Annotated in this window: 14 protein-coding genes and 1 tRNA gene; 1 reads left to right on the top strand and 14 read right to left on the bottom strand. The window is 44.2% G+C overall.

The window, feature by feature from the left end; translation table 11 throughout:
- Positions 1-26 precede the first annotated feature (26 nt).
- The 12 genes from DXA18_RS07480 to DXA18_RS07420 all read right to left on the bottom strand — a co-directional run bounded on the left by DXA18_RS07480 (position 27) and on the right by DXA18_RS07420 (position 8662).
- A complete protein-coding gene (locus tag DXA18_RS07480; protein WP_118383372.1) occupies positions 27-557 on the bottom strand; it encodes an isochorismatase family protein in 531 nt (176 codons plus the stop codon).
- A gap of 1 nt (position 558) precedes the next feature.
- Entirely contained in the window at positions 559-1311 is a 753-nt protein-coding gene (locus tag DXA18_RS07475) for an exodeoxyribonuclease III (protein ID WP_118383371.1), read from the bottom strand.
- A gap of 20 nt (positions 1312-1331) precedes the next feature.
- A complete protein-coding gene (gene truA / locus DXA18_RS07470) occupies positions 1332-2066 on the bottom strand; it encodes a tRNA pseudouridine(38-40) synthase TruA (RefSeq protein ID WP_118383370.1) in 735 nt (244 codons plus the stop codon).
- Between the two features lie 12 nt (positions 2067-2078).
- The gene (gene nrdR / locus DXA18_RS07465; RefSeq protein ID WP_118383369.1) at positions 2079-2549 is read right to left on the bottom strand and encodes a transcriptional regulator NrdR; all 471 of its coding nucleotides are present in this window, start codon (positions 2547-2549) and stop codon (positions 2079-2081) included.
- 33 nt (positions 2550-2582) lie between these two features.
- On the bottom strand, positions 2583-2828 hold the full coding sequence (locus DXA18_RS07460; protein ID WP_118383368.1) for a PRC-barrel domain-containing protein: 246 nt from the start codon (positions 2826-2828) through the stop codon (positions 2583-2585).
- 59 nt (positions 2829-2887) lie between these two features.
- Positions 2888-3817 (bottom strand): carbamate kinase, encoded by a 930-nt coding sequence (gene arcC / locus DXA18_RS07455; protein ID WP_118383367.1) that lies wholly within the window; start codon positions 3815-3817, stop codon positions 2888-2890.
- An 81-nt stretch (positions 3818-3898) separates the two neighbouring features.
- Positions 3899-4696 (bottom strand): 4-hydroxy-tetrahydrodipicolinate reductase, encoded by a 798-nt coding sequence (dapB, locus tag DXA18_RS07450; protein ID WP_118383366.1) that lies wholly within the window; start codon positions 4694-4696, stop codon positions 3899-3901.
- Between the two features lie 444 nt (positions 4697-5140).
- Entirely contained in the window at positions 5141-6361 is a 1221-nt protein-coding gene (locus tag DXA18_RS07440) for a ComEC/Rec2 family competence protein (RefSeq protein ID WP_243007069.1), read from the bottom strand.
- Between the two features lie 156 nt (positions 6362-6517).
- Positions 6518-6588, bottom strand: a tRNA-Gly gene (locus DXA18_RS07435).
- Between the two features lie 60 nt (positions 6589-6648).
- Complete coding sequence (dtd, locus tag DXA18_RS07430; protein WP_118383365.1) at positions 6649-7095, bottom strand: D-aminoacyl-tRNA deacylase; 447 nt, start codon at positions 7093-7095, stop codon at positions 6649-6651.
- Entirely contained in the window at positions 7096-7599 is a 504-nt protein-coding gene (locus tag DXA18_RS07425; protein WP_118383364.1) for a CarD family transcriptional regulator, read from the bottom strand.
- 139 nt (positions 7600-7738) lie between these two features.
- Positions 7739-8662, bottom strand: a complete 924-nt coding sequence (locus DXA18_RS07420) for a DMT family transporter (RefSeq protein ID WP_118383363.1) — start codon at positions 8660-8662, stop codon at positions 7739-7741.
- A 142-nt stretch (positions 8663-8804) separates the two neighbouring features.
- Here DXA18_RS07420 and DXA18_RS07415 point away from each other — a divergent pair, with 142 nt between their 5' ends.
- A complete protein-coding gene (locus DXA18_RS07415) occupies positions 8805-11024 on the top strand; it encodes an alpha-galactosidase (RefSeq protein ID WP_118383362.1) in 2220 nt (739 codons plus the stop codon).
- Between the two features lie 72 nt (positions 11025-11096).
- On the opposite strand, the gene nrdG is transcribed toward DXA18_RS07415, so the two are convergent.
- Both nrdG and DXA18_RS07405 read right to left on the bottom strand, forming a co-directional pair.
- On the bottom strand, positions 11097-11621 hold the full coding sequence (gene nrdG, locus DXA18_RS07410) for an anaerobic ribonucleoside-triphosphate reductase activating protein (RefSeq protein WP_118383361.1): 525 nt from the start codon (positions 11619-11621) through the stop codon (positions 11097-11099).
- Positions 11622-11752: 131 nt separating this feature from the next.
- Complete coding sequence (locus tag DXA18_RS07405) at positions 11753-12136, bottom strand: hypothetical protein (protein WP_118383360.1); 384 nt, start codon at positions 12134-12136, stop codon at positions 11753-11755.
- Between the last annotated feature and the right edge of the window lie 308 nt (positions 12137-12444).

Here is a 12444-nt window from a genome sequence, read left to right as displayed (position 1 = left end):
TACTTTTCTTTTATGCTTCTTCTCTACTACTTTACAATCTTTAATATCTCTTTGCTGAGCGGCGTTCCCGCTTCTTTTAATAACTCAAATAATATCGCTTCACTGCTCGTAAGAACAGCACCTTCCTGTTCTGCTCTGCGGATTGCCATCTCGCGGTCACTCTCTCTTCTGCTTCCAATGCAGTCTGTCACAAGTACAGGCACATACCCTGCTCCCGCCAGATCGATCACCGTCTGCAATACACAACAATGTGCTTCCATTCCGCACACCAGAATATACTTCTTATCATGAATCTTCGGCTCTGCCACTTCCAGTGCACTGAAAGAAATCTTATCCAGATATTCTGTCTCTCCAGATGCTTCCCAGACCTCCGGCACAGACATCCCCAGTCCCTTCGTATACTGCTGTGTTACAGTCATCGGAATCTCCAATGCTTTTAAGCCCCGAAGCAGAATCCGCACGCGCTCCATCAATGCCTCATGGTCTGCAATCACAGGAACCAGTCTCTCCTGAAAATCTACGATCAATGCTGCCGTATGTTCTCGTTCTATTCTCATATCACTTCATCTCCAGCACGACAGGACAATGATCCGAACCCATCACATCTGTCAGGATCTTCGCATCTACCAGTCTGTCTTTTAATGCCTCGGATACACAAAAATAGTCAATTCTCCATCCGGCATTTTTTGCTCTGGCACTGAACCGATATGACCACCAGGAATAGATGCCCTCTGCATCCGGATAGAAATAACGAAATGTATCGATAAATCCCGCATCCAACAGTTCGCCAAACTTGCCACGTTCTTCATCGGTAAAGCCTGCATTCTTACGGTTGGTCTTCGGATTCTTGAGGTCGATCTCTCTGTGAGCGACATTAAGATCTCCACAGAACACCACTGGCTTCGTCTCTTCCAGTTTCTTCAGATACGCCAGAAAATCCTCTTCCCATCTCATACGGTAATCCAGTCTCGCCAGCTCACTCTGTGAATTTGGCGTATACACAGTGATAAAATAATAATCTTCAAATTCCAGTGTGATCACTCGGCCTTCCTGGTCATGCTCCTCAATCCCAATGCCATAAGATACACTAAGCGGTTCTTTTTTTGTAAATATTGCTGTTCCTGAATACCCTTTCTTTACAGCGTAATTCCAGTACTGATGGTACCCCGGCATATCCAGCTCCAGCTGCCCCGCCTGCAGCTTGCTTTCCTGAATACAGAATACATCCGCATCCAGTTCCTGAAATACATCCACAAATCCCTTTTTCACGCAGGCACGGATTCCATTTACATTCCATGAAACAAACTTCATGTCTCATCCTCCATCTGTCTTTAGTAATATACTTTTCTGAGGAAAAGTCCTCTGGCCGGTGCAAGAAATCCCGCCATGCTTCTGTCTTTTGCTTCCAGCACAAGCGGAAGATTCGACGCTTCTCTCTTACCTGCCCCCACTTCGATCAGTGTACCGGTAAGAATTCTTGCCATATGATACATGAATCCCGATCCATAATAAGTAATGCGCACTTTATCTCCTGCCCGCACTACCTTGATACTGTAAATCCTTCTTATTGTATCTCTCGTCTCACGGTTATCTGTAAAGCTTGTAAAATCCTTCGTTCCGACCAGATAATCCGCCGCATCACGCATTGCCTCAATATCCAGCTTGACCGGATAATGGTAACAATACTTCCGGGAAAATACATCAGGTTTTTCCCGGCAGTCTATATAATATTCATACTTCTTTCCCTTGGCACTCTTTCTGGCGTGGAATCCATTGCGCACCAGTTCCACCCGGATGATACGTATATCTTCCGGCAATGAACGATTCAATGCATCCTTCAGGTCTTCCACATCGTACAGCTTCGACAGCTTCACGCTGGCCACCTGACCACGTGCATGCACGCCACTGTCCGTACGTCCGGAACCGTCTACCTGTACACGGTATCCTACCATACGTCCGATGGTCCATTCCAGGATATGCTGGATCGTATTGTCCGTCATAGCCTGGCGCTGCCATCCCTGATAACGTGTGCCGTCATAGGAAATGGTCATCTTATATGTTCTCATACATTACTCCGTCTATTTATCCCCCTTTGAACGATCCAACATCATCTTCTTAATCTCGTCCATAAAGGTGTTCACATCCTTAAACTCTCTGTATACAGAAGCGAAACGTACATATGCCACTTCGTCCAGTTCTTTCAGCTCATCCATAACGATCTCACCGACATCTGTACTGGAGACCTCTTTTGCTTCCAGATTAAAGATCTTAATCTCAATCCGCTCTACTGCCTTCTGGATCGCCTCAGCAGATACCGGACGCTTATAGCACGCACGGATAATGCCTCGTTCAATCTTGCTTCTGTTATACTGTTCTCGATTGTTATCTTTCTTAATAATGATAAGCGGAATCGTCTCTACCTTTTCATAAGTTGTGAAACGTTTTCCACATTCATCGCAGGATCTTCTTCTGCGAATCGCACTGCCATCCTCCGCTGGTCTGGAGTCAATCACTCTGGTGTCAGGGTGGTTACAATATGGGCACTTCATTATAAGTCTCTCCTCTTCTCAGTCTGCTGTACCTCAACACGGTTTCTTCTCATGCATTTCTACCAATATAATATCCGGGCCGATCCTCTTGATACACTGAAATGGTATCACAAGCTCTGTATCTTCTCCAAACAGGAAACAGAACCTGCCGCCCTTAGGCACTATGATTGCTTCGATACAGCCACTGCATTCATCAAATATCAAATCAGTCACATATCCGATCTTACTGCAATCACAGGAATTGATGACTTCCTTTTTCTGAAATTCACATAGTCGCATACGATCACCTCTCTACAGTATATGCAGTAAAAAGGTGATCGGCGCATCAGCTTCTTTAATTATCGGATAATAGTTCCTGTCTTTCCTTTCAACCCTTCCATCAATTTATCGTAAGATGTAATGATGGCTTCTCTTCCTTCCCGCTGCTCGATAAATTCTACCGATGCACGGAACTTCGGAAGCATGTTGTAGACACCAAAATGTCCCTCTTCCATGTACTGCTTTGCTTCCTCTACGGTAATCTCTCCGAGTTCTTCTTCATTCTCTTTACCCAGATTGATACATACCTTTTCAACGCTGGTCAGAATAATCAGTTCATCTGCGTCTAGTTCTTCTGCAAGCTTACCCGCTGCCAGGTCTTTTTCAATTACAGCACTGGCGCCTTTCAGACGGTGATCCTGTTCCAGTACCGGAATACCACCGCCTCCGCATGCGATAACTACCTGATCTGCATTGACCAGGGCCTTAATTGCCTCAATCTCAACAATACTGACCGGATTCGGTGCAGATACAACTCTTCGGAATCCCTTACCCGGTTCTTCTACTACATAGTTACCTTTCTTACGTTCTGCTGCGGCATCCTCCGCCGACATATATCTTCCAAGCACCTTAGTCGGTGTATAAAATGCTTCATCATAAGGATCTACCGTTACCTGTGTCAGGATCGTACTGACAGTACGGAAAATGCCTCTGTCCAAAAGCTCTGTGCGGATTGCATTCTGAAGGTCATATCCGATATATCCCTGGCTCATAGCCGAACATACGGACATTGGGGCCTGTGTGTAATCGGTATGGCTTTTGCCAAACTCATTCAATGCTGTATGGATCATGCCCAGCTGCGGTGCATTACTATGTGTGATCGCTACCTGATATCCTTCTTCGATCAGATCTGCGATCATGCCTGCTGAACGCTTAACTGCTTCCTTCTGCTCTGGAAGTGTTGTTCCCAGTGCTCTGTGTCCTAATGCTACAACCACTTTCTTCTTCATCTATCTGTCTCCTTTATCTTCATTAAAATCTATGCATTATGTATGTAGTAATAATAATATCTGCGATTATGAAATGCAAGCCTAAAGATTCAGCACATCCTGTACGCTATAGAATCCAGGACCTTTATCTTCCAGATATGCCGCACAGTCGCAAGCTCCTCTTGCAAAACATTCCCAGTTATAGGTGTGATGTGTGATCTCCAGGCGTTCACCCATGCATCCGAAAAATACGGTATGGCTGCTCGGAATATTACCGGCTCTCAAAGAATGATATCCAATGGTTCCCTTCTCTCTCGGCGACTCACCTTCGCGTCCGTATACTGCGATATCAGAAAGCTCTTTGCCCATAGCATGTGCCATAATCTCTCCCATCTCTTTGGAAGTTCCGCTCGGAGCATCCTTCTTCCACTGATCATGCATTTCCAGAATCTCAATATCTGCATCTTCACCCAGTGTCTTAGTTACCATCTCCAGCAGCTTATTCATAATATTCACAAGCTTGGAAGTGTTCGCTGCATAAAGCATCGGGATTGTCTTCGCCGCTTCTTTGAATCTTGCAAATTCCTCTTCACTGAAACCTGTCGTACCACATACCAATGCCTTGCCATGCTTCACTGCCAGATCCAATACCTTCAGGGCATTCTCCCTGGTAGAAAAATCTATGATCACATCACAATCATCGATTACAGCCGCCAGATCATCTACTACCGGAACGCCGAGATTACGTCCGATCAACGCGACCATCCCCAGATCCTGTCCCACATAATCTCTGCCTGCCGGTGCAACCCCAGCCACCAGCTCCATATCGTCACGTTCAGCTGCCACCTGTGTGATCAGCTTTCCCATCTTACCTCTAGGTCCAATTACTATCACTTTCATAATACAGACTCCTTTCACATTAAATGAAACACCATATCTGGTATCTATCGATTCTCATGCGTTCAGTATAACACAAAAGAGTTGGTTTTGGGCAGTCTGAGACAGACTTTTTATTTTAATGTTACCCCGATTTTTTCAAAAAATATTGATATCTACTCCTCACTATTATATAATAAAAACAAATAGAGCAACCGCCCACAAGGGGTTGACCTCGATTAAAAGTGATAACATAGAACTACCACCTCTGTCGACTCGTCAAAGTTTCGGGGTGGTTTTTCTATGCTTTAAAATTTATCATCCATAATTTCTATCCCAATTTCACCACTTTCGGATCATGTGTAAATGCCGAGAACGTTGCTGTTGCATTCTTAAAGTAGAACACTTCTGCATCTTTCAAAAACTTAACTACTCTTTCCATAAATTGCTCTTCCATATATTTTATATTTAATAACACTTCTTACAAGGTGTTAATCCCTTTGCTTCTGCCTCCGAACGGGACATCTGTGTTGCCGCATCCGGGTTCATGGTGCCACAATTATTCCGGCTGTGGTACTTGCTGCCTGTAGCAGATACCCATACCTGATCTTCAGTACCTACATCCTGCGTATCTGCTGTCTGACTCTGTACTGCCTGACTTTGTGCCGATTCGCTGCTTTCCGCTTTGCTTTCTGATCCCACGGCCTGAGTTCCCTGATCCTCTGCATCTCCCGGCGTGTAATCATTACACGGCTCTGTACTCCATGTCAGATTTGTACCATCACTTGTGACTGTAATAGTTCCCTGTTTGTCTGTACGATACACCTGGATATCCATGCTTTCCAGTTTATCCATAGTATCTTTATCCGGATGCCCATACTGATTATCCTGTCCACAGCTTATGACTGCATATTCCGGAACTGTCTTCTGCAGAAAATTCCAGGACGTTGCTGTCGCTGATCCATGATGTCCCGGGACCAGCACATCACAGTCCAGATCAATCCCGGAATTACACATTGCTGCCTCACTGGATGCTTCCGCATCTCCTGTAAATATAAAGCTGTTGCTTCCATTTGTCAGCTTGATTGCTACCGAATTATTATTACTTCCATTCGGATCGGTTTCTGCCGGTGCCAGTATCTGGAATGAACCACTTCCAAAGGAAAATGTAGTTCCGACTTCCGGATGCTCCATTTCCAGTCCCTTCTCGTCCACCGTATTTACAAAAGAAGTATATAATTTACTGTCATGTACATAATCACTGGATATCACATGATCGACTTCAAATGCATTCAAACAACCAATTAATCCCGCCATGTGATCCGAATCATAATGCGAAGAGATCAGATAATCAATCTTGGATACATTCTGCTCCTTCAGATATGAAACCACAAAGCTTGACGTCGAACGGTCACCGCCATCATAGATCATCGTCTGTCCCTCTGACTGTACCAATATCGACAGACCTTGTCCTACATCCAGAAAATGTACCGTCATATCCCCTGCTTCGCTGTCATCCACAGACTTGTCTTCTGATGTATCATCCTGAGTTGATGAACTATCGGTCTCCTTACTTTCTTTTTGATATAGCTTCGTATCAGCTTTATCTGTGCCGCATGCGCCAAGCAGACACATCATAACCAGTGCCAGAATTGAAGCCATACATCTCTTTTTCATTCTGTTTTTCACATCTATTCCTCCCCAAATGAATATATACTGGTGTTTCAGGGTCTTGCATCCACTTATGCGCAGACTCATGTGGATTCAGGCCTTTTACCCATTACCATATATTATAACACTTTGACCGAATAGCGGAAATATCACAGATTTTTTTGCATATAAAAAAGCAGATAACGGGAGTCGAACCCGCCTCTCCGGCTTGGGAAGCCGGCGTTCTACCGATGAACCATATCTGCATGCGCCGCCTGTGCAGCACTTATATTCTTTATGAATTTGTTTGAAACTTTATGTCTAATCTATAACCGATCCGAATCCAACACAATCGTGAATGGTCCGTCATTGGTCAGGCTGACTTTCATGTCCGCGCCAAAGCTCCCTTTTTCTACTGTCTCTACGGATTCTTTACATTTGGCAATGATGTATTCATACATCTCATTAGCCATATCCGGCTTACCTGCTTCGATGAAGCTTGGACGGTTACCCTTTTTACAGTTAGCATACAATGTAAACTGTGATATCAGAAGCAGGCTTCCGCCTACCGCATCCAGCGACAGGTTGGTCTTGCCCTCCTCATCTTCAAATATACGCAGACCGATCATCTTCTTGATCATCTTATCTGCAATCTCCTTAGTATCGGAGTCAGCCACTCCGATCAATACCATGAACCCTTTCCCGATCTCACCAATCGTCTCTCCGTCTACTTTTACATCTGCATGTGTTACTCTCTGAATTACAAATCTCATTTACTGAACCTCTATCTTATCTATAATGTAGCCTTCCACCGCTTTGCGGTCAATACCGAGAGAGATTGCCAGTTCGCCGTAAAGATTGTCCTCCGCAGTGCGCAGGAAACGCTCATCACTTGCTGTAACCTTCTTTCCCTTCGACAGCCGCAGCTGCTTTCTGGCATACAGAGCCTTGAGTATCTTTACCCATTCTCTGTTGTCACAGGTCTTAAATGCCTGTTTAAATATATCGTCCTTACGCTTTTCATTGTCTATCTGAATCGGATCGATCTCTGTCATATGGGCGATCAGATCTTCTGCTTCCTCTTTCGTAATAACCGGACGCATGATAATCTTATCACTGTCAGCCGGAACATACAATACGCCTCCGCGAGAATACACCTGAGATAACGTATAATAATCCTTATTGCCTGAAGCCTCTGACAATTTTAGTTTCCCAATGTCTTCCACTCTGCACACACCATGCTGACCACATACAATATACGTTCCTATCTCAAACATTCTAATTCTCCTTTCTGCTATGTTTCGACTGATATCCTTTCTATATGTCCATTAGTTTCAGACAGGAAATTCCAGTTCCCGCCTTTATATACTATATTAGCAGATTTTTGTTTGTTTTGTAAGAACTTTTTTTCTTTTTTTATATTTCAACGCAATTGTCTATACATTTTCTTTCTGTATTTTTGGCCGGAATCTGTGCAAGTATGATTGCCACAAACATCAACACACAGCCAATTCCTTCTCTTGCTGTCAGCGTCTGCCCGAGGAGCACCCATCCTGAAAGTACGGAAATGCTGGATTCCAGGCTTAAGATCAATGACGCCACTGCCGGATTCATACCTTTCTGTCCAATAATCTGAACTGTATATGCAACACCACTGGACATAACACCGGCATAAAGGATCGGTCCCGCCGTTTTGATCACTGCATCAAAAGTCACGGTTTCCAGTATCAGCATAAATGGTACCGACAGCACACCTACTACCATAAACTGGATACAGGACATTTTCACATTGTCCGTCTTTGGTGCAAAATGGTCAATAACCAAAATATGCATCGTATATACTACTGCGCACAAAAAGATATAGATATCACCTTTTCCTAATGAGAATCCGTCAGTGATACATAAAAAATACAGTCCCACCACTGCAAGCGCTACTGCCATCCAGACTTTCCATCCAACTTTCTTCTTTAAAAAAATACCAAATACCGGCACAAGTACAATATAAAAAGCGGTAATGAATCCACATTTTCCCACACTGGTATACTGCATACCAATCTGCTGCAGGGTACTTGCCACAAACAGGCACAACCCACAGCAAATCCCTCCGATCCACAATACTTTTCTGTCTCTCTGCTGTTCGTTCTGTTCTACTGCTTCTGATCTGCGATTGATTTTATTTAATAAGAAAATGCACGGAAGCAGTGCCAGACTTCCGACAAAATTACGGATTCCGTTGAAGCCAAACGGTCCAAGATATTCCATGCCTACGCTCTGCGCCACAAACGCAGTTCCCCATATAAATGCTGCTGTGAATAATAATACAGCATTCTTTGTCTTCATATCGTCTCATTCCTCCTGTTATTTCTCTAATTTAATGCCATTCGTTCTATCTTACCATATCTGTATAAAAATACAAAGTATTACATTCTTTTATTTGCATATCAAATCAAGTATAATAAACCTACATACGGAGGACATGCTTATGAACATTACATTTCACAAATCAACAGGTATTTTCCACTTATATAACGATGACATCAGTTACCTTATGATGATTCTGCCAAATGGTCAGATAGGGCAGCTATATTTCGGTGCAGCAATCCGGGACCGGGAAGATTTCTCGCATCTCTTAGAGACTTGCTACCGCACCAATTCCGCATACTATTCCGAGGAACTGAACACCATGTGTCTGGAACATCTAAAACAGGAATATCCGGTATACGGCACTTCTGATTTCCGTGAGCCGGCAGTAGAAGTGATCCAGGAAAATGGCAGTCATCTGTCAGATTTTCAATATAAGGGATACCGCATTGAACACGGCAAACCGCATCTTCCGGGACTTCCTGCCACTTACACCGAAGATGATTCCGAAGCAATGACTTTGTTTTTGGTATTAAAAGATCCGGTGACCGGACTGATGGCAGAACTTCTTTATACCATTTTCAATCAGGGCGGCATTATCGCCCGCAGTGTACATTTTGTCAATCAGGGGACGGAAATTCTGCACCTTGGCCGCGCCATGAGCCTTTCTCTGGATCTTCCTGATTCCAATTATCAGTGGATGCAGTTTTCCGGTGCATGGGGCAGAGAGCGTTATCTCCACACCCGCGAACTGATTCCGGGTGTCACTTCCATTGGCAGTACACGTGGTGCTTCTTCCCATGAGCACAATCCATTTGTAATCTTAAAACGACCGCATACCGATGAACTCCAGGGCGAAGCCATTGGATTCAGCCTGGTATACAGTGGTAATTTTCTTGCACAGGCAGAAGTAGATAACCAGAACGTCACACGAATCCTGATGGGTATTCATCCGGATACTTTTGACTGGAAACTTTCCCCTGGTGCTGACTTTCAGACACCGGAAGCTGTCATGGTCTACACCTCCTGCGGATTAAACCACTTAAGCCAAACCTTCCATAAGCTGTATCAGAAGCGCCTTGCCAGAGGATACTGGCGCGACAGACCGCGTCCGATCCTGATCAATAACTGGGAAGCTACTTATTTTGACTTTACGGAAGAAAAACTGTTGGATATTGCCAGACGCGCCAAAGACTGTGGTGTAGAACTATTCGTACTGGATGATGGATGGTTCGGTGCACGGAGGAATTCCTTTGCCGGACTCGGTGACTGGACACCTAACAAAGAGCTGTTACCGGATGGCATCGCAGGATTGTCCGCAAAAGTAGAAGCGCTTGGCATGAAATTTGGTCTCTGGTTTGAGCCGGAAATGGTAAATGCAGACTCTGATCTGTACCGTTCGCACCCGGACTGGCTGCTTAAGACACCGCATCGGCATTCTTCCCTTACCAGACACCAGTATGTATTAGATTTTTCCAGAAATGATGTCGTGGAACATCTCTATCAACAGATGTCAGACCTCCTCCGAAATGCACATATTTCTTATATTAAATGGGATATGAACCGTTACATTACCGAATGCTATTCTGCACTTCTCCCGGCAGACCGTCAGGGTGAAGTCTTCCATCGGTATATTCTCGGTGTATATGCACTGTATGAGAAGCTGACATCAGAATTTCCGGAAGTACTGTTTGAATCCTGCGCCAGCGGCGGTTCCCGCTTTGACCCGGGTATGCTCTACTATGCGCCACAAGGATGGACCAGCGACAATACCGATGCCGTTGACCGGCTGAAGATCCAATACGGAACTTCCTACTGCTATCCGATCAGTTCCATCGGAAGTCACGTATCAGCCGTTCCTAACCGCCAGCTTTTCCGGATCACTCCATTGTCCACCCGTGCCAATGTGGCATATTTTGGAACATTCGGCTATGAACTGGATCTGAACACCCTGACCGATGAAGAACAGGCTGAAGTGCGCAGGCAGACTGCATTTATGAAAAAATGGAGACACTTGTTCCAGTTCGGTACTTTTTACCGGATTGCAAGTCCATTTAACAGTAATATCACAAGCTGGATGGTTGTAAGTGATGATCAGAAGACGGCAATTGTCGGCTGGTATAAGATACTTAATCAGACTAATGCTCCATTCAGCAGGATCCGTCTTTTGGGATTGAATCCCGATCTGTGTTACCACTTGAAAGACAGTACGCAGTCATTCTACGGTGACGAACTGATGCACGCAGGACTTTCAACTTCTGACTCTATGTGTGGTGAACTCATGGGACGGAAACCAAGCTGTGACTTCGACTCCAGACTTTTCATCCTTCAGGCAGAATAGTGTTCTGCATGGCGGCTTATTGCACAAAAAATTGGCAGGCAAGTCTTTTCAAACTTATCTGCCAATTTTCTTTTATCTCTTTATCATCTTATCATAGCGTCCGACATCTTTACCGTCTTTCAGGCAGATCAGCCGCTGGTTTCTGCTACCACGGAATAAAAGTGTAATATCCTTTAATTCCTCTACAAACTCTCCGTCAACCAGCACATCAATATACGACAACATCTCATCTGTCACATCTGTATGGACTTTGCCTCCCGGCTGCATATCCACATCGTACAGATATCCGGAATAACACCAGATATCTTTATTGGGATAAGTCTCTTTTACCCGCTTCATCAATCTCGCCACTTCCGGCTGATTCTCCGGTTCAAAAGGTTCCCCGCCAAGAACACTTAGTCCCTGTATATAATCCGGCGCCAGGCTCTTAATCAGTACATCTTCTGTCTCTTGTATGTATGGCTGTCCGTAATCAAAATTCCACGTCTCCGCATTGAAACACCCCTTGCAATGGTGTCTGCATCCTGATACAAACAGGCTCACCCGAACGCCTGGTCCATCTGCAATATCATATGTTTTAATATTTCCATAGTACATGCCTGTCATCCTCCATCTGCCTCTGTGTCTATTCATTATATCGATGTCGGGAAGATTGTGCAAGGTCTATCCCGTCAGGATATTGACATCCTTTATAATGCCCACGGATTGTTACGTGCTACGCACTGGCATCATACGTTTTTGCAGATTGCCTCCACCGCGAGACGGCATCTCTTTTGAATCAGCTCTTTTGTTTTTTCCGGATCAATGTATGCACGCAGGTCGATCCAGCACAAATAAGTTCCTTCCAACGGAGATACCACTGCTCCCGGCAGCTTTTCAGCAAATGTTTGTTTCAGATATTCGTAATTAGACCATATCTGTTTCTTCACATCCCGGTACCACTCTTCGCCACCTTCATATGCAGCTTCACATGCCACAGATCCGAACGCATTGCCGAACAGCACACGGATGCCATTGGTATATATATCCCAGTATTCATTCTTTTCCCAGTTGATGAATGCCTGATAATAGTTATCAGTCGGTTCCACAATCGGCAGACCATCTTCCGGCATGAACTGAATTCTTCTTCGTCAGGAAATGCTTGGTTATATTCTTAAACTCTATCATATGTGCATCCTCTCTCTATAGCGTCATAAATAGGTTCCATATAAACCCACTTTTTTGATATGTTTTACATTCTACCATCAGCTTCTCCAGTAACAAAATGTCAATAGTTTTTTAATCACTTTTTCAAAAAAGGCAAAAAAATAAAACGTATAGATTATTTCCATACGCTCTATCTCACATTTCATATTAAATTTTTGAATTCTACAACTTGAAGTTGTCTAATTCTTCTTTTTCTGATTTGAAATACTTCTCT

This window comes from Dorea sp. AM58-8, assembly GCF_003464045.1.
Classification (GTDB): domain Bacteria; phylum Bacillota; class Clostridia; order Lachnospirales; family Lachnospiraceae; genus Claveliimonas; species Claveliimonas ammoniilytica.
This window is presented reverse-complemented; position numbering and strand designations above follow the sequence as displayed.